Annotated in this window: 14 protein-coding genes; 3 read left to right on the forward strand and 11 right to left on the reverse strand. The window is 66.8% G+C overall.

Translation table 11 applies throughout. The features are described from left to right. Positions 1 to 13: 13 nt before the first annotated feature. On the reverse strand, positions 14 to 1027 hold the full coding sequence (locus BLS85_RS01580; protein WP_092781082.1) for a threonine dehydratase: 1014 nt from the start codon (positions 1025 to 1027) through the stop codon (positions 14 to 16). A gap of 209 nt (positions 1028 to 1236) precedes the next feature. On the opposite strand from BLS85_RS01580, the gene BLS85_RS01585 reads away from it, so the two are divergent. Then, positions 1237 to 2670, forward strand: coding sequence for an aminotransferase-like domain-containing protein (locus tag BLS85_RS01585; RefSeq protein WP_092781085.1), 1434 nt, complete (start codon positions 1237 to 1239; stop codon positions 2668 to 2670). Here the strand turns inward: BLS85_RS01585 and BLS85_RS01590 are convergent. The 6 genes from BLS85_RS01590 to BLS85_RS01615 form a co-directional block, all read right to left on the reverse strand. Then, the gene (locus BLS85_RS01590; protein WP_092781088.1) at positions 2657 to 5740 is read right to left on the reverse strand and encodes an efflux RND transporter permease subunit; all 3084 of its coding nucleotides are present in this window, start codon (positions 5738 to 5740) and stop codon (positions 2657 to 2659) included. The genes BLS85_RS01585 and BLS85_RS01590 overlap by 14 nt on opposite strands. A gap of 9 nt (positions 5741 to 5749) precedes the next feature. Continuing rightward, positions 5750 to 6844 carry an efflux RND transporter periplasmic adaptor subunit gene (locus BLS85_RS01595; protein ID WP_092781090.1) on the reverse strand — a complete coding sequence of 365 codons (1095 nt, stop codon included), beginning with the start codon at positions 6842 to 6844 and terminating at the stop codon, positions 5750 to 5752. 147 nt (positions 6845 to 6991) lie between these two features. Beyond that, entirely contained in the window at positions 6992 to 7819 is an 828-nt protein-coding gene (locus BLS85_RS01600; RefSeq protein ID WP_092781093.1) for a hypothetical protein, read from the reverse strand. Between the two features lie 107 nt (positions 7820 to 7926). Then, complete coding sequence (rpe, locus tag BLS85_RS01605) at positions 7927 to 8625, reverse strand: ribulose-phosphate 3-epimerase (RefSeq protein WP_092781096.1); 699 nt, start codon at positions 8623 to 8625, stop codon at positions 7927 to 7929. Positions 8626 to 8854: 229 nt separating this feature from the next. After that, entirely contained in the window at positions 8855 to 9736 is an 882-nt protein-coding gene (locus BLS85_RS01610; protein ID WP_092781099.1) for a phosphoribulokinase, read from the reverse strand. Positions 9737 to 9809: 73 nt separating this feature from the next. Further along, a complete protein-coding gene (locus BLS85_RS01615; RefSeq protein ID WP_176793249.1) occupies positions 9810 to 10826 on the reverse strand; it encodes a class 1 fructose-bisphosphatase in 1017 nt (338 codons plus the stop codon). 113 nt (positions 10827 to 10939) lie between these two features. On the opposite strand from BLS85_RS01615, the gene BLS85_RS01620 reads away from it, so the two are divergent. After that, positions 10940 to 11860 (forward strand): LysR family transcriptional regulator, encoded by a 921-nt coding sequence (locus BLS85_RS01620; protein WP_092781105.1) that lies wholly within the window; start codon positions 10940 to 10942, stop codon positions 11858 to 11860. Positions 11861 to 11934: 74 nt separating this feature from the next. Then, the gene (locus BLS85_RS01625; protein WP_143027051.1) at positions 11935 to 12372 is read left to right on the forward strand and encodes a hypothetical protein; all 438 of its coding nucleotides are present in this window, start codon (positions 11935 to 11937) and stop codon (positions 12370 to 12372) included. A 40-nt stretch (positions 12373 to 12412) separates the two neighbouring features. Here the strand turns inward: BLS85_RS01625 and BLS85_RS01630 are convergent, their stop codons facing one another. From BLS85_RS01630 to BLS85_RS01645, 4 genes are all read right to left on the reverse strand, one after another. Beyond that, positions 12413 to 15055: a valine--tRNA ligase gene (locus BLS85_RS01630; protein WP_092781111.1), complete on the reverse strand. Its 2643-nt coding sequence runs from the start codon at positions 15053 to 15055 to the stop codon at positions 12413 to 12415. Positions 15056 to 15243: 188 nt separating this feature from the next. Next, positions 15244 to 15855: a DUF2497 domain-containing protein gene (locus BLS85_RS01635; protein ID WP_245699032.1), complete on the reverse strand. Its 612-nt coding sequence runs from the start codon at positions 15853 to 15855 to the stop codon at positions 15244 to 15246. A gap of 88 nt (positions 15856 to 15943) precedes the next feature. Then, positions 15944 to 17365 (reverse strand): TolC family outer membrane protein, encoded by a 1422-nt coding sequence (locus tag BLS85_RS01640; RefSeq protein ID WP_092781114.1) that lies wholly within the window; start codon positions 17363 to 17365, stop codon positions 15944 to 15946. A 381-nt stretch (positions 17366 to 17746) separates the two neighbouring features. Beyond that, entirely contained in the window at positions 17747 to 18400 is a 654-nt protein-coding gene (locus BLS85_RS01645) for a protein-L-isoaspartate O-methyltransferase family protein (RefSeq protein ID WP_092781117.1), read from the reverse strand. Positions 18401 to 18573 lie beyond the last annotated feature (173 nt).

Genomic DNA, 18573 nt, shown 5'->3' on the forward strand with positions numbered 1-18573 from the left:
GGCTTCCTCCCGGTCAGGACTCCAGGGTGGACAGGGCACGGGTGAACAGGGCGCGGTCGGCGTTGCCGCCCGAGAGTATCAGGCCCACCCGTTTTCCGGCCAGCCCCAGCGCGTCGCGGTGGCGCAGCAGCGCGGCCAGCGGCGCCGCCCCGGCCCCCTCGGCGACGTTGTGGGTGGCCGAGAACATCAGGCCCATGGCCGCCAGAATTTCGTCGTCGGTGACGGTCAGCACATCCTCGGCCCCGCGCAGGATGGCACCCAGGGCCTCCGGATTGGGAACGCGCACGGCGATGCCGTCGGCGAGGGTCTCGGCGCTCTCGCACGACACCGGCTCCCCCGCCCGGAACGAGCGGCGGTAGGCGTCCACCGTCTCGTTGACGACGCCGTAGATGCGGGTGCGCAGACCCAGGGCATCACGCGCCGACATCAGGCCGCAGATGCCCGATCCGAGGCCGATGGGCACGAACACGGCGTCGAGGTCGGGGGCCGCGGTGAACAGCTCCAGGGCGTAGGTGCCGACGCCGGCCACCAGCCAGGGGTGGAAGGCCGGCACCATGTGAAGACCCTGTTCGGTGGACAACGCCTGGGCGTGGGCTATGGACTCGACGAAGTCGTCCCCGTGCTCGATCAGCGTGGCGCCGTAGGCGCGCATGGCCGCGTTCTTCTCCGGGTTGTTGCCGTGCGGGACCACGATCGTGGCCGACAGTCCCACGTGACGCGCGGCCAGGGCGATCGACTGCCCATGATTGCCGCGCGTGGCGCAGACCACGCCCTCAAGGCTCGGACGTTCGGACTTCAGGGGAATCATGTAGACCATCCCCCCGCGCACCTTGAAGGCCCCGGTCTGGTTGTGATTCTCGTGCTTGACCAGAACGTCGCAGCCGGTTGCCGCGTTCAGCAGCGGCCACGTGATCTGAGGCGTCGGGGCGAGCAGACCGGCGATCATGTCGCGTGCGGCCTCCAGGCCGCCGCGACTGACGATCTGCGCGGTGAAACGGCCGGGGGCAGGATGGGGCAGGGCGGTCATGGCGGGCCTCCATGGGCGGTCGGCGACAGGGGCGGAAGTGGTTCCCGATGGCCGATCGGTGGGTGTATTGTCCTACTTACAGATAGAGACAATTTGCAGCCACCGTTGGCCAGCGTGGGGAATGTCTCCCTGACAAATGTTTTCTTTGACAGAGAGGCCCTGTCAATGCTTGCTTTGTCCTACATACAATTTGAGCGAGGATCTCTCTGATGGCCGAAGCCGAGTGGCGCCCCCGAGCGTTGGATCCCGGGGCCCCCGTATACCGCGCCATCGCCGATGCCCTGGAGGAGGACCTGTCGGCCGGGCGTCTGGCCCCCGGGACCCGCCTTCCGACGCACCGCGCCCTGGCCGAGTCGCTGGGGGTGACCGTCACGACCGTGACCCGCGCCTACGCCGAGGCGGGCCGGCGTGGCCTGACCTCCGGTACGGTCGGACGCGGCACATTCGTGCGCGCTCCGGGGATTGGCGCCTTCGGGAGCGCCCTGGAGCTTCGCATTCCGGCCCCGCCCTCGGAGGCGCCAGTCCGGGCGGACCGTCCCGCCGCCGTCGATATGGGGCCGAACCTGCCGGTGGAGGTGGGCGCGGACATCCTGCTGGCCGCGACCCTGCGCGATCTGGCGGACGCGCCTGCCGATCTCGGGCCCCTGTTGGCCTATCAGGCGGATATTGGCATGCCACGCCACCGCGAGGCCGGGGCACGCTGGGTCGGCCTAGTGGGATACGCGGTGGACCCGGGATCCATCGTCGTCACGGCTGGCGTCCAGCACGCGCTGACGGTGGCGCTGATGACCCTGGCGCGGCCCGGGGATTCGGTGCTGTGCGGCACGCTGACGTTTCCCGGCCTGAAACTGGTGGCCGAGCGCCAGGGGCTCAAGCTGGTGGGGGTGCCCCTGGATGACGACGGACTGATTCCCGAGGCTCTGGAGGACGCGGCGAAGCGGTCTGGGGCCTTGGTGCTGTTCGGCGTGCCGACGATGCAAAACCCGCTCGCGGTGACCTCGTCACCGGCCCGGCGCGAGGCACTGGCCGAGATTATCGCCCGGCGCCGGATGTGGCTGATCGAGGACGACATCTACGGCCTGATTCCCGGCGAGCGCCCTCCGCCGATCGCGACAATGATCCCGGACCGTACGGTCTTCTTGTCCGGGACCTCAAAGGTTCTTGCGCCCGGGCTGCGCACCGGGTTTGCCGTGGTGCCGGAGCCGCTGCGGGGGCGCTTCGGGGCGTCGGTGCGCTCCAGCCTGTGGATGGCGCCGCCGCTGATGGTGGAGATGACGGCGCGGTGGATTCTGAACGGGCAGGCGGGCCGTCTGATCCAGGCCCAGCGGCAGGCCGTGTCCGTGCGCCGCACGCTGGCGGAGGAGGCGCTGCGGGATCTGCCGTGGACAAGCGGACCCGGGTCGTTTCACCTGTGGCTGCCGGTGTCGGCTCCCTGGCGCGCCGAGGGGTTCCGCGATGCCCTGGCGGCGCGCGGCGTCCTGGTGCTGGCGGCCTCGACGTTTCACGTCGGTCCCGAGGCCGTGCCGGAAGGCGTGCGGCTGTGCCTGGGGGCTGAATCGGATCCGGCGCGTCTGCGGCGCGCGCTCGACATCGTGCGGGAGGTTCTGGAGGCCGGGCCGGAGGCCCATCTCACGATGCCGTAACGGTCGCGCCCCGCCCTTCCGGCGCCGGCCGGATCCGATAGAACAGGCTGTAGAACACCGGCACCGCCACCAGGGTCAGAATGGTCGCGAACGCCAGCCCGCCCGAGATGGTCACGGACATCGAGGCGAAGAACGGGTCGGTCAGCAGCGGCAGCATGCCCAGGATGGTGGTTCCGGCCGCCAGCACCACCGGCCGCAGGCGGCTGACGCCGGCCTGCACCAGGGCGGCGAAGCGGTCGTCCTGTTCCTCCAGCTGCAGATCGATCTCCTCCACCAGGACGATGGCGTTCTTGATGAGCATCCCCGACAGACTGAGGATGCCCAGCAGCGACATGAAATCGAACGCCAGTCCGGTTCCCAGCAGTCCCAGCGTCACGCCGCAGATGGACATGGGCACCACCAGCCAGATGATGAGCGGTTCGCGAACGGTGGCAAACAGCAACACGGTGATCAAAACCATCACCAGAAACCCGACGGGCACCTGACTCATCAACGCGGTTTGGGCCTCGGCCGTGTCCTCGATCTCGCCGCCCCATTCGAAGGTGTAGCCGGGGGGCAGGGGAATGCCTTCGATGGCGTCCTTGATGCGGGCGTGAACCGCCGCGACGCTCTGGTCGCCGGCCGGGTCACCCTGGACGTTCAGCGTGCGTACCCGGTTCTTGCGGCGGACGATGGTGTCTGCGGTCTCGACCGCCACACCATCCAGGATCTGGCCCACGGGCACGTACTGGCTCTGGCCGTTGCTCCAGACCAGACGATCGCCGATGGCGTTGAGGTCCCCGCGCTCGCTGTCTGGCGCGCGCATGATGATGGGGATCAACTCATCGCCGTGGCGAAAGGTCGCGATCCGGACCCCGTCGCCGAAATACATCAGCGTCTGGGCCAGATCGTTACGGCTGACGCCGGCGATACGCGCCCGGCTTTCCGCGAACTGCGGCCGCAGCACCATCTCCCGTTGGCGCCAGTCGGTGCGAATGTCGATGATGCCGCCGTCGGCGCGGAATACAGCCTCGGCCTTGGCGGCAAGCGTGCGCAGCACGTCGGCGTCCGGACCGGAGAAGCGGGCCTCCAGCTTGGCGCCGCCGCCGGGCCCGAACACCAGCCGCCGGGTGAAGACCTGGGCATCCAGGAATCGCTCCGCCAAGGGGCCCCGGATGGCATCGATCAGCCTGGGAATACCCTCGCGGGAGGTCGTGCGCACGATCATGTGACCGTAGGCGGGGTTGGCGGCTTGCGGGGAATAGGTCAGCATGAACCGGGTGGCGCCCCCGCCCACGAAGGTGCTGACGCTCTCGGTGGCCTCCTGGTCGAGGACGAACGCCTCCGCCTCCTTCATCGTCCGTTCGAGGGCCAGGATATCGGTGCCCTGGGGCATCCAGACGTCGACGTAGAACATCGGCGTGTCGGAGTAGGGAAAGAAGCCCTGCTTGACGAACCCGAATCCGTAAAGGCAGCCGGCGGTTACCCCGACCAGCGCCACCACCGTCAGCCAGCGGTGCCGCAGTGCCCCCCGCAGCAGGCCCCTATAGGCCGAGAACAACCGGCCCGCGTAGGGATCGTCGTCGCCCGTGCCGTCGGTGCCTGGGCGGCCGCGTGGGAACAGGTAGTGCCCGAACAGCGGCGTGACCATCACGGCCAGGACCCAGCTCAGCAGCAGCGATATGCTGATGACCGCGAACAGCGAGAACAGGAATTCGCCCGTGGCGTCGGGCGACAGTCCGATGCCCGAGAACGCCATGATGCCGATCACCGTGGCGCCCAGCAGCGGCCACTGGGTCTGGCGGGTGACGGTGCTGGCCGCCTGGAGAGACGTCTTGCCCTGACGCATGCCGATCAGCATGCCCTCGGCGACGACGATGGCGTTGTCGACCAGCATCCCCATGGCGATGATCAGGGCGCCCAGCGAGATGCGTTCCAGTTCGATCCCGCCCAGCCACATGGCCAGCAGCGTGCCGAACACGGTCAAGAACAGGATGGAACCGACCACGACACCCGCGCGCCAGCCCATGAACACGCACAGTGAGGCGACGACGATCGATACCGAGACCAGCACGTTGATCAGGAATCCGCTGACCGCCTGATCCACGACGGTGGCCTGGTTGTAGATGGTGTGGAGTTCGACGCCGACCGGCAGGAATGGGATCAGGCTGTCGAGTTTCGCCCGCACCGCCTCGCCGACCTCGACGACGTTGGTGTCGGCGACCGCCGACACGGCGAGGGTGACGGCGGGCTCGCCGTTGTGGCGGATGAGCAGGTCTGGCCGCGCGTTCCGGCCCAGGCTGACATCGGCCACGTCGCGCAGGCGCACCATGGCCGTGCTGCCGGGCGTGCCCAGCATCAGATTTTCCAGGGCCTCCACCGTGTCGAACGCATCATCGATGCTGATGCGCACGCGGTCTTCGCCGATGGTCACGACGCTGTCGGGCTGGATCTTGTTTTCGACGTCCAGCAGGGTGATCCCGCTGCCGATCGACACGCCCATCCGGGTCAGCTTGTCCTGCGGGATTTCGATATGGATTTCAGGTTGCGGCTCGCCGGCGGTCTCGACCTTGGCCACACCGGGCACGGTGAGCAGCTCCCGGCGCAGCGACTTGGCGATCTCGATGATCTCCAGGTCGGAATAGCCGGGGGCCGTCATGGCGTAGAACAACCCGAACACATCGCCGAAGTCGTCGAACACCGCCGGCAAACCGGCGTTGTCGGGCACAGAGGCCCGGGCATCGTTCACCTGACGACGCAGTTCGTCCCAGACCTGCGGCAACTCGTCGCCGTCGTAGGTGTCCTGGATCTCGACGGTGATTTCCGACACCCCGGGCCGGGAGACCGAGCGGATTTCCTTGAGCTGGGCCATCTGCTGGATGGCCGATTCCAGGGGCTCGGTGACCTCTTCCTCGACCTCGACGGCGGTTGCGCCGGGGTAGGTGGTGATGACCCGGGCTTCCTTGATGGTGAAAGCGGGGTCTTCCAGGCGGCCAACAGACAACAGGCCGTACAGGCCGCCCAGCAGACAGATGAGGACGATCAGCCAAGTGTTGACCGGCTTTTCGATGGAGGCACGCGCGACGTCCATGGTTTCGGCCTACTCTTGTTCGAGCGGGCGGACGCGCATGCCGTCGCGCAGGTGATGCACGCCGGCGGTCACCACGCGGTCACCGGGGGTTAGGCCGACGGAGACGAAGGCCTCGCTGTTGGTCATGCGGGCCACACTCACGGGCCGGCGGGAGACGGCGCCGTCCTCGCCCGTCACCACCCAGACGAAAAAGCGCGTGTCGTTCGGTCCCTCGGTATCCGGCGAGACCGAAACGAGGGCGCTCGGCGGCACGATGACCGTGCCCTCCGGACTGTTGCGCGCCGGTCCCTGGGCACGCAGGGTGGCGGTCATACCGGGCAGAATGTTGACGTCCTCAGGGCGCGGCATGCCGAAGGAGACGCGGTAGGTCTGGGCGACGTTATTGGCCTCGGTGGAGATCTCCCGAAAGGTCAGATCGAAGGTTCGGTCGGCAAGGAACGGAAAGACGGCGACAGCCTCAATCCCGTCCTTTTGGCTGTCGCGCGCGATGAGATATTCGGGGATGTCGGCGGCGACGCGGATCTCGCTGACGTCCTGAAGGCGGGCGACGGCTTGGCCGGCCTGAACGTTCGTGAACGAATCCAGTAAGCGGCGGCTGACAATGGCGTCGAAGGGCGCTGTCAGGCTCGTGTATTCCAGATTCTGGCGGGCCTGCTCCAGGGCTACCTCGGCCAGGTCCAGCGCGTTGCGGGCATCGTCAAAGGCCTGCCGCGAGACCGCGTTCTGTCCGACAAGCTGTTGCTTGCGCTCGAAATCCTGACGCGCGGAGGTCAGGTTGACCTCGGCCTCCCGCACCTTGCGCTCGTAGTCGGCCGGGTCAAGCCGTGCGATCAGCGTGCCCTGTTTCACGAGCTCGCCCTCGCGCACCGGCAGGGACTGGAGCTGCCCCGGCACGCGGAACGACAGGTCCACCACTTGCACGGCTTCGGTACGGGCGGGAAACTCGTGTGTTTCGGTGATGTCGGCGGCTTGCGCGGCGGCGATGCGGGCGGGTCGGGCAATGTCGGAGTCGTCCGCTTGGGCGGACTGCATGCTCAACAGGGCCAAGACAAGCGACAACGGCAACAGCCCGGCCAGGGCGGCAATACCCGCTCGGTGGATCATGGATCGGACGTTCCTTCAGTGGCGAACCAGAATCGGGGCGTACGGTACACGCTTCGCCGTCGAAACTCGACTCCTGAGGTCTGCAATCAATACAATAAGGGACAGCATGCACCGTCGGCCAGGCGCGGGGCGCGGCTGGGGAGTCGTTCAGACCAGCAGACTGATGGAGGGCACCGCCAGCGTCGGGTCCGTGTCGGTCGTTTGGCCCGTCAACGTGCCCTGCAACTGGCCCAAGGCCTGTTCCACCTCAAGCAGCGCGGCCCGCCCCGTCCCCTCATCCTTGCGGCGTTGGGCGTTCTCGATGATCGCCTTCAGCGCGTTGAGCACAAGACGGGCGTCGTTGGCGAAGTCGGTATCCGCCTTGCGCTCAGCGGCTTCGGCGTTCATCTTCGCGATGGTTGTTTTGATCATGTCCTCGGTTTGCGTCCCCGGGACCGAAACGCGCTCCGCCGCAGCCGCGTCATCGTCTGACGGGGCTGCCGCGTCCGTCGTGGTCGATTCGCTGGCGCTGGCCGATGGGTCGTCGCCGCCGGACGAGGCTGCCGCGTTCGTCGAGGTCGTCGCCCCGGTGGCGTTGGCCGCCTCGCTGGCATCGCCTCCGGCGCTGACGTATGCCCGCACGGCCGCAGCCAGTTCGCGGGCCAGACGCGCGGCCTCACGGGCGGCCGCTTCCGGATCCGAGACGGCCAGCATGCGCAACGCCTGAAGCTGGGCTTTCAGGCGGGCGACCTTCTCGCGCGCGGCGTTCTTGCGGGCCTCGCGCATTTCCTTTTCGGCGGTTTCGAGTCGCGCCACGGCCTCTTTGGACAATGCGAGATCGTCCTCCAGGGTGTCGGCCTGGGCCGGGTCGCTCGCCTTCACGACGGCAACCAGCGGATTCGTCCCGCTGTTGAGCGATGTCTGCGAGGATCGTGTCCCGCCTGGCGCGACGAACGCCAGTGTGGACGCGCCAGAGGCGGTGCCGTTCACAAGCATGGGGGCCATCCTGGTCCACAAGTGAAGCGATGGGCATTCATGCCCATCGGAAACGATACCACCTCTCCGGCGCCCGGAACAGAGGATTTGTGGAAAAGGCGCTGTTCCTATGCCGCCTTGGCGCCGGCCGCCACGCTCTCGCGGATGGCGCGCATGTTGTCGCCGTAGACGGACGGAGTGTCCACCGACCCGCCCTTGAACACGGCGGAGCCGGCCACCAGCACGTCAGCGCCGGCCTCAGTGACCAGGGGCGCTGTCTTGGGCGTAACGCCGCCGTCCACCTGGATGTGGATCGGACGGTCGCCGGTCATCGCCCGCACGCGGCGCACCTTTTCCACCGCGCTGGGAATGAAGCTCTGGCCGCCGAAGCCCGGGTTGACGCTCATCACGAGCACCATGTCGATGGAATCCAGGACGTGCTCGATGGCGCTTTCGTGCGTGGCCGGATTGAGCGCGACGCCGGCCTTGCAGCCCAGCGAGCGGATCAGCTGCAACGACCGGTCCAAGTGCGGGCCGGCCTCTGGGTGGATGGTCAGGACGTCGGCGCCGGCCTTGGCGAAATCCTCCAGGTACGGGTCGGCCGGGGCGATCATCAAATGCACGTCCATCACCGTCTTCACGTGCGGACGGATCGCCTTGCACATGGCCGGCCCGAAGGTGATGTTGGGCACGAAATGGCCGTCCATGACATCCACATGAACCCAGTCGCAGCCCTCGGCCTCGATGGCCCGGCACTCGGCGCCGAAGTTTGCGAAGTCGGCGGACAGGATCGATGGGGCGATCTTCAGCGAACGGTCGAAGCTCATGACGTGGCGTCCCTTATGTGGATGTCATCGGGATTGTACAAGCGGTCCGCCGCCCGGGGATAGCAGGGACCGCAACCGCGAGGCCGAAGGGTGGGGAAGGCTGGGAGGGAGGAGCCTTCCCCACCCGGCCCATCCGGTGCCAGGGGCGGGCCGGCCCGCCAACGCCTGTCTCCGATGGAGCGCGGGGCAGGCGCAAGGCGGTGGGGGAGAGAGAGAGCCGGGCCGGTCCTCAGCCGTTGCGGGCGCGCCGCGCGCGGTCCACCAGACGCTCGATCATCGGCGTCAGGATCAACTGCATCGCCAGATCCAGCTTGCCGCCGGGGATGACGATGGAGTTGGCGCGCGACATCCAGCTATCGTGGAGCATGGACGTCAGGTAAGAGAAGTCGATGCCGCGCGGGTTCTTGAACCGGATCACCACCAAAGATTCGTCCGCCGTTGGAATCCAGCGGGCGACGAACGGGTTCGACGTGTCCACCACCGGCACGCGCTGGAAATTGACGTCGGTCTCGGTGAATTGCGGGCAGATTACGTTGGTGTAGGAGTGCATGCGGCGCAGGATGACGTCCTGCACGGCTTCCGTCGAATAGCCGCGCGAGGCCCGGTCGCGGTGAATCTTTTGGATCCACTCCAGGTTGATGACGGGCACGACGCCGACCTTAAGGTCTGCGTACTGTGCGACGTTGAAACCATCCTTGTTCACCGCGCCGTGAAGACCCTCGTAGAATAGCAGGTCGCAGTCCTGGCCGATGTCCTCCCACTCGGTGAACTTACCGGGCTCGACGCCGTACAATTCCGATTCCCCCGCGTCATGCACGTAGTGGCGGGTGAAGGCCTTGCCGGTCTCGCTGTAGCTTCGGAAGGATTCCTCCAGCTTACCGATCAGGTTGGCGTCGAGGCTAAAGTGGCTGAAGGTGTTATCGCCGGCTTCGTTGCGGCGCTGAACCTCGGCCTTCATCTCCATGCGGTCGAAGCTATGGAAGGCATCGCCCTCGATCATGGCGGCCGTGACGCCCTCACGGCGGAAGATCTGTTCGAAGGTGTGCTTGACCGTGGAGGTTCCGGCGCCCGACGACCCGGTGACCGAAATGATGGGGAACTTCTGCGACATCTGGGGCGACTCCCTTGTGCTCTGTCTTGATGGCGCGGCTTGACGGGGCCGCGCGGCCTTTGAGGGGATCGGCTCAGCTGCGGAACAGGCCGCGCACGCCGAACAGGGGGGCTTCCCCACCGATGAAATCAGGATCCTCGTGATAGCGCCGCAGGCGCTCGACCTTGCGGGCGGACCCAAAGATCAGGGGGGACCGGCTTTGCAGGCCGTCCGGAACCGTATCGAGGATCCGACTGGCGCCCGTGGTGGCGCCGCCGCCGCACTGCTCGGCGAGCATGGCGATCGGGTTGGCGTCGAAAACCTGTCGCAGAGTGCCGCGCTCATGGCCCGGACGGGCGTCCCGGGGGTACAGGAAAACCCCGCCCTGGGTGAGGATACGGTGGGTCTCAGCCACCAGCGATGCGACCCAGCGCATCTTGAAGTCCTTGTCCCGAGGGCCGCTCTTGCCCTCGACGCAATCGTCAATATAGGCGCGGATCGGCGGCTCCCAGTGGCGGTAGTTCGCCGCGTTGATCGCGTACATGGACGCATCCTCCGGCGTGCGCAACTCCGGGACAACGCACAGAAACTCCCGCGTTTCGGTGTCCAGCCCAAAGGCCGCAGCGCCGCGCCCGACCGTCAACACAAGCATGGTGTGCGGCCCGTACATGACATAGCCGGCGGCCATCTGCTCGCGACCGGGGCGCACGAGAGACGCCTCTGCGTCGGCGCCGCGCGGATAGATCGAGAAAATGGTGCCGGTGGAGACATTGGCGTTGATGTTGGACGAACCGTCCAGCGGTTCAACGGCCAGGGCCAGGGGCGCCGATTCATCCAGGGTGGCGATCTCCTCGCGATCCTCGGAGGCGAAGTAGGCCACGGGAGCGGCCTGCGCGGCTTCCAGCAGGATGGCGTTGGCCTGCTCCTCCATGACACCGCGAATGGAGCGCTGGTCCGCCGGCCGTTCGATCAACGGCCCCCGCGTGATGACCGCGCTGAGGCGGGCGGCGCCGTCGGCCACGGACCGAATCGTCTCGGCCAGGGCCTCGCCCTGGGGCATGCCGGCGGTCTGCCCGGCCAGCCATTCCGCGAGCGTTTGCTGGTTCGCCATTGGTGTGATCCCTCCCCGTGGACTTGTGCTCTTTCGGCATCGGAGGACGCACCATGGCCAACACAGAGACAAAAAGCGATTGAAAATTTTCTTCGATGGCATAAAAATTTCTTATGGGCATCGCGCGCGACGTCACGTTGAAACAGTTGCGGGGTTTCGCCGAAGTGATGCGGCGCGGCACCATCGCCGCTGCGGCCGAACGGCTGCATGTGACTGCTCCTGCGGTTTCCACCCAACTCAAGACGCTTGAATCTTTGGTGGGCGCGCCGCTGCTGGATCGGTCGGGGGATGCGTTGCGGCCGACCGAGGTCGGCGAAGAGGTGTTGCGTGCCGTTGGCCTGATTGAAAGCGCGCTGAGCCGCTGTGAACACCGCGTCGCCACTCTGCGCGAGGGTGCGGCCGGTCTCGTGCGCCTGGGCGTGGTCAGTACCGGGAAATACTTCGCGCCCGGGCTGGTCGCTCGGTTTAACCGCGCGACGCCGGGGATCGTCCTGCATATGACCGTCGGTAACCGTGACGACATCATCCGCACGCTGGCCCAGCGGGGCATCGACATCGCCATCATGGGCCGCCCGCCCGAGGCCCCGGACGTGGTGGCCCACCGGCTGGGTCCACACCCTTATGTGATGATCGCGCCGCCCGACCATCCCCTCGCGGCCCTGCCGGAGGTGGGGGCCGACGCCTTGCTGTCGGAGACCTTTCTGGCCCGCGAGATGGGGTCGGGCACCCGCACCCTGATGGTGCGGGAACTGGATCAACTCGGGGGCGGGCGATCCTACCGCGTGGTCGAGATGGCGTCGAACGAGACCATCAAGCAGGCGGTCATGGCCGGGCTGGGCATCGCCATGCTGTCGGCCCACACGGTTCACACCGAGTTAAACGAGGGCAAGCTGGTGACCTTGACCGTGCCGGGCCTGCCGATCATGCGGCACTGGTACCTGATCCACCTCGCCGACGAGGACCTGACGGCGGCGGCGACCGTGTTCCGCGATTTCGTGCTCAGCCTGGACGGGGCGTTTCTGCCGGGAACGTGAGTCTTGTGAGGCGCGCCATGTCGGACGGGGGTTGGACCCCTGCCAGGCTGGAGTATCAGTGAAGGATTTTGTAAATGACAAGAGTATTGCCGCTTGCCGTGCTTGCGGCAGCCGTAATCGTAATCGCGCTGTTCGCTGTTCTCACACGAAGCGTCAGCTTTGACACGTCCGAACGGCCGTGGCCGGCGCACGTTCCCGCGAACGCGGCCTGGGTCGGCGGCGCCGATGGCGGCGTCTATGTTCGGATCGAGCGGTTTCCCGACGATCCGCCCGACCTCTATCGTGGTTGCGTCTACCACGAGACGGCACCGTGGCTGGCCTATCGCGGGTTCTTTTCCCTTGAGCGCAACGGCCCTTATTCGCCGGACCAGGACCCCTTGACCGCATGGGACGGCACGCGGCTGTACTTCGGTGAACGCGGCATTCTGAAAGCAACGACCGATTACAAGCCGACGCGGGACGAGGAAGCACACCCCGCGTGCGACCCGGCCTCAATTCCGGCCGGCTCTTAGCCACATGATCGACACGAGGGGAGCGGATGGTGTCCAGACGTCACCCGATCCTCGCCAACGCCTCCTTCAGCCGGTCGCGCGTGGCTTCCAGGTCGGAAAGGCGCTCGCGGTTCTCGGCCACCACCTCGGCCGGGGCCTTGGCCAGGAAGCCCTCGTTGGAGAGTTTCTTAGCCAGCTTGGCGATGTCGCCGTCCTGCTTGGCGATGTCACGTGACAGCCGCGCCCGCTCGGCGTCCAGGTCGATGACGTCGGCGAGGGGCAGGATCACGGTCGCCTCGTCCACCACGATCTGGGCCGAGCCCGCACCCGGTACCGCGTCCACATGGGCGATGTCGTCCACACGGGCCAGCGTGCCGACCAGTGCGCGGTGCGTCTGAAGGCGGGCGCGGGTCGCCTCGCTGGCGTCCTTCACCTGGATGGACAGGCGGGCGGCCGGCGGCACGTTCATTTCCGAGCGCACGGAGCGGATGGCGGTAATCAGGCCCACCAGCCAGTCCATCTCGGCCTCGGCCTCCGGGGCGGCGAGGCCCTCGTACGCGGGCCAGGGCGCCACGATCAGGGCATGGGGACGCGAGTCCGCCAGGGCCTCCCACAGTTCTTCCGTCACGAACGGCATGATGGGGTGCAGCATGGTGAGGATCCGGTCCAGCACCCATGCGGCGGTGGCGCGGGTTTCGGCCTTCGCCGCCGCGTCGTCGCCGTTGAAGACCGGCTTGGCGAATTCCAGGTACCAGTCGCAGAAGGTGTTCCAGGTGAACTGATAGACGACCTGCGCGGCGTCGTTGAACCGGTAGGCCTCGATCGCGGCGCCCATCCTCGACGCGGTGTCGGCCGTGCGGGCCACGATCCAGCGGTTCAGGGTGCTGGTGACGCCGGCGGGGTCGAACCCGTCCACCCCGACGCAGTTGTTCATCTCGCAGAACCGGGCCGCATTCCACAGCTTGGTGGCGAAGTTGCGATAGCCCTGGACCCGGCTCTCGCTCATCTTGATGTCGCGGCCCTGGGCGGCCATGGCCGTCAGAGTGAAGCGTAGCGCGTCGGTACCGTATTTTCCGGCCAGATCCAACGGGTCGATGACGTTGCCTTTGGACTTCGACATCTTCTGGCCCGTCTCGTCGCGGACCAGGGCGTGGATGTAGACCTCGCGGAACGGCACGTCGCCCATGAAGTGATGACCCATCATCATCATGCGGGCGACCCAGAAGAAGATGATGTCGAAGCCGGTGACCAGCACGTCGCCCGGATAATACCGGGCCAGTTCCGGCGTCTGTTCCGGCCAGCCCAGAGTCGAGAACGGCCACAGCGCCGACGAGAACCAGGTGTCGAGCACATCGGTGTCGCGCTCCAGCGCCACGGCCTCGCCGTAGTGGGCGAGGGCGCCCGCGTGGGCCTCGTCCTCGGTCTCCTCGACGAAGATGGTGCCATCGGGGCCGTACCACGCCGGGATGCGGTGGCCCCACCAGATCTGGCGGCTGACGCACCACGGCTGGATGTTGCGCATCCATTCGAAGAAGGTGTTGGCCCAGTGGGCGGGAACGAAACGGGTGCGTCCGTCCTCAACCGCCTTGACGGGTTCCTTCGCCAGTTCGGCGGCGTCCACGAACCACTGATCGGTCAGCCACGGCTCGATGACCACGCCGGAGCGGTCGCCGTAGGGCACGGTCATCGGGTTGGGTTCGACCTTCTCCAGCAGGCCCAGGGTCTCCATGCGCTCGACGATGCGCGCCCGGGCCTCGAAGCGGTCCAGGCCCTGGAACTCGGCCGGCGCGTTCTCGTTCAGACGGGCGTCGCGGTCGAGGACGTTGATCATCTCCAGGCCGCAGCGGCGGCCGACCTCGAAGTCGTTGAAGTCATGCGCCGGTGTAATCTTGACCGCGCCGGAGCCTTTCTCGGGGTCGGCGTACTCATCCGCGACCACCGGGATCGGGCGTTCCACGATGGGCAGGATCACCGTCTTGCCGACGAGGTCGGTATAGCGGTCGTCCTCGGGGTGGACAGCCACGCCAGTGTCGCCGAGCATGGTTTCAGGGCGCGTCGTGCCGACAACGACAAAGCGATCCTGCTCGTCTTTCACGGGATACCTGAAGTACCACATCTGCCCGTCGGTGGGGCGCTGTTCCACTTCCAGGTCCGAGATCGCGGTGTGCAGCTTGGGATCCCAGTTGACCAGCCGCTTGTCGCGGTACATCAGGCCCTGCTTGTGCAGTTGCACGAACACCTTGGTCACGGCCCGCGACAGGCCGTCGTCCATGGTGAAGCGTTCGCGCGGCCAGTCTGGCGAGGCGCCCAGGTGCCGAAGTTGACGCTGGATGGTGCCGCCGGAGTGCTCCCGCCACTCCCAGACCTTGTCCACGAAAGCCTCGCGGCCGAGATCGTGACGGGTCTTGCCCTCGTCGGCCAGTTTGCGCTCGACGACCATCTGGGTGGCGATGCCGGCGTGGTCCGTGCCCGGCTGCCACAGCGTGTCGCGGCCCGTCATCCGGTAATAGCGGATCAGCACATCCTGGAGTGTGAAGGTTAGCGCATGGCCCATGTGCAGGCTGCCGGTCACGTTCGGTGGCGGCATCATGATGGTGTAGGGGGCCGCGTTCGACTCGGGATTGCATGCGAATACGCCGGCCTGCTCCCACCGCTCGTAGTGGCGCCGTTCGACGGCATGGGCATCATACGTCTTGTCCAGCATGGCTGAACCCGTGTCCTTATCCAAAGATGATCGGAGATCCCGGACGGACCTTGACCCAGCGGCGCGGCCTGTCGGGGCGACCGCCGCCCGGCCGCTGTTTCGCGGGTGTCGCGGGAAAGGAATACTCACCCCACCGCGCGGCGCCGAAACACGCCGCGCGATGAAGGCGATTCCCTTGGCCGCGCTTTCTAGCGCTTTCCGGCCCGCTTGGCCAGCCGTTCGATTTCGCGCTGCACAAGCCGTTCCGTGATCTCCGGAAGGTTGTCGTCCAGCCACTCCTTGACCAGCTCGCGTGTGATCTGGCGGACCAGATTTTCCAGCGTGATGGCGCCGTCGCCGATGACAACATCGCGCCCCTGGACGGACTGAGTCAGTTCGTTCAGGTAGCGTGAAGACATATCCGCGACGGACGGCGCGAGCAGGGCGTCATCATCATCGTCGGACACGACCGGTTCCGGCGCCGGTGGTGGAGGCGGAGGAGGTGGCGGCGGGGGGGGCGGCGGCGGAGGAGGCGGAGGAGGTTCTGGAACAGGGTCTGGTTCCGGTTCGGGAGGCAACTCCTCGACCTCCACCATGTCATCCGTCAGTTCGAGGATGTCATCTTCCGGTTCGGGCTCGGGCTCGGGCTCGGGCTCCGGAGGGGGCGGTGGGGTCGGTTTGGTCGGTTCCGGTTTTGGTGGCGGTTCCAGCTCCGGTTGCGGAGCAGCATCTTCCTCCTCGTCCTCGGACAGAATCTTCCGGATCGAGGCCAGGATGTCCTCCATGGACGGTTCCTGCTGGGAGGCGTCCTTGTCGTTCATGGCCCGTGCTATCCCTCACATGGCCCGTGGTGTCCCTCACGGTCTTCGTGGGCCCCAGGGTCGGACGCGGCGTACCGCGTCATCCCCCTCAATTCTCCGGCGCCGTCGCGTCCATGCCGAGCGCGGCGTCGGCATCGGCGGCCGCAGACCCGCCGAACCACTGGTCGCGGACGGCCTCATAGTTTTCAGTCGGGTCGTAAAGCTGGACCGAGAGTCCAAGATCCGCGGCCGTCATACCACCCACGGCCGAGAGAAGAGAAAACCCGGCCACCAACTCGTCACGCTGCGCCCGCACCAGATTGACGCGGGCGTTCAGAAGCTCCTGTTCCGCGTCCAGAACATCCAGGACCGTGCGGGCCCCGACCTGCGCTTCGCGTCGCACGCCTTCCAGGGCGATTTCGGCGGCCTCGATTTGATCCTCCAGAGAGTCGATGCGCGCCATGGTGGCCACCATCTGTTCCCAAGCCTGCTGGGCCTGCTCACGCACCTGTGTCCGGGCCTCGTCGAGTTCGAGGCGGCGTTGTCCGGCCGTGTGCTTGGCCTGACGCAGTTCGGAATAAACCGCACCGCCCTGATAGATCGGCACGGTCACGTCCAGCGTAGCGGCGAGGGTTTCCCGCTCTGAATTCTGAAGGCCGCCCTGGTCCCATCCCTTGCTGTAACTGCCGGTCAGGCCGACCTCGGGCAACAGGCGTCCCCGCTGGTTTCGGATCTCGTCCTGGGCCGCTTTCCAGGCGTACTCGGCCGCCACGATCTGAGGGTTGCGGTCGAGGGCGAGCGAAATCGCCTCCTCAAGGGACTGCGGCAGATTGGGGATCGCGCCCGGCGTCTCCGGTGCTTCCGGGGTCGTTCCGACCACACGCACGAACCGGGCCCGCGAACTTTCCAGAGAGGCCAGGGCCTCGGCCGTGTCCGCATAGGCTCCGGACAGGCGGGCTTCCGATTGCGCGACATCCGTCCTGGTGATCTCGCCAACCCGGAACCGATCTTGGGTCGCTTCGAGCTGTCGCGCCAGAACGTCCTCGTTGTTGCGGTTGAGATCAACCACGGCCGTGTCGCGCACCACGTTGACATACGCCTCGGCCGCGTCCAGGAGCACCTCCTGCTCGACCGCGATCAGTCCCGCCCGTTCGGCCATCACGGTGTTTTCGGCCTGATCAACCTGGGCAAAGGTGCGAAACCCGCGAAACAGCGGCTGCGTGACGCTGACCGACAGCGAGGTCGGCCTTGTTTCAACGCGATTAAAGGAGCCCGTGCCGGGGTCACTGTTCGCGGACTGCCACCCCGTCTCGCCGTTGACGGTGACATTGGGGCGCCAACCGGACTTGGCCAAGGGGACGCCCTGATCGACCGCGCGAAGCTGCGCCCGCCGGGCCTGGATCTGGGGATTGTTCTCGTAGGCGGCGGCCAGGGCCTCTTCCAGGGACTGGGCGTATGCAGCGGGGCCGGCCGTCACACACAACAGCAGGCCGGCGCCTAGGGCTCGAGCCAGAAGGTTCGCAGGTGTCATAACCTTTGTCACCATTCACAAAAGGGATGCCGGAATCGGGCCCGGCCCGCAATCGTTACCCCGGATGGGGCATCACCGCCGCGTTGGGTTTCCTCTCTGACCGTACGATCACACCAGGATTCGCATTGGTTGCCACGCCACGCGGTTGCCGACACACTCTACCGATTGGCCCCGCGCCTGACAACGCACCGCGTTCCACCGCTTCCGCGCGGTCCAATGGCGTCCGGTCCAATGACCTGTTGAATCCTGAAACTCCGACAGCTTAGAGAGTCACCTTAACACGTTACGTCAGCTTCGGAAACCGCCCCCGGGCAAAAGACACCCGACCACGACCGATCATCTCGATCCCTTCGGTGCTCCGATGCCCTGGGGCGGCGATGCTCAGAACACGAACGCCTCGGCGCGGTCGAACCCCGGCAGGCGCGGCGCGGCGGCGTCAAACAGGACACGCCTCCCGAAGGACTCGCCGTGGCGTTCGATGACCGTTAGCTTACTGTTCCAGGTGCCGTCACCGATGATCGCGACCAGCCGTCCGCCGTCGCCGAGCTGGCCGCGCAGGTCGTCGGGCACCTCGGGAACGGCGCCTTCCAGGAGAATCACGTCATAGGGGGCCTGACGCGGATACCCGTCCGCGAGGGTTCCGGTCACGACCACGGCGTTGTCCAGTCCCAGCTCCGTCAGAGTGCGCGTCGCACGGGTCGACAGGTCCGCATCGCTTTCCAGCGCGACCACCGTGCTGGCCATATGGGCGAGCACGGCGGCCGAGTATCCCGTCGCGCACCCGACGTCGAGCACAACGTCGCTGTCCTGGATCGCCGCCGCGTGAACCATGCGCGCCAGAACCAGGGGTTCCACGAGGTGGCGTCCGTCGTCCAGGGAGAGGCTGGAGTCCACATAAGCGAAGCCGCGCAGAGCCTTGGGCACGAACAGTTCGCGCGGCACCGCTTCCATGGCCTGCAGGACGGCCGGATCCGTCACCCGGTTGGCGCGGACCTGACTTTCCACCATATTGAAACGGGCTTTTTCGAAATCCATCGCAACCTCTCAGCGCAGGGGCAGGGAAAGCCGGTGGCGGCACCAGCCGGGGGTCAGGCGACGCGGAGTCGGACCCGCGAGGTTATACCCACCGTTTCCGTGCGGGACAATACGGTGGTGATGGTTCCCATGCGCGCCGCGACAACGGGGCGGGGGCGCGACCCGGCTTCGGG

Origin of the sequence: Rhodospira trueperi, from assembly GCF_900101965.1 — a bacterium.
Classification (GTDB): Bacteria; Pseudomonadota; Alphaproteobacteria; order Rhodospirillales; family Rhodospirillaceae; genus Rhodospira; species Rhodospira trueperi.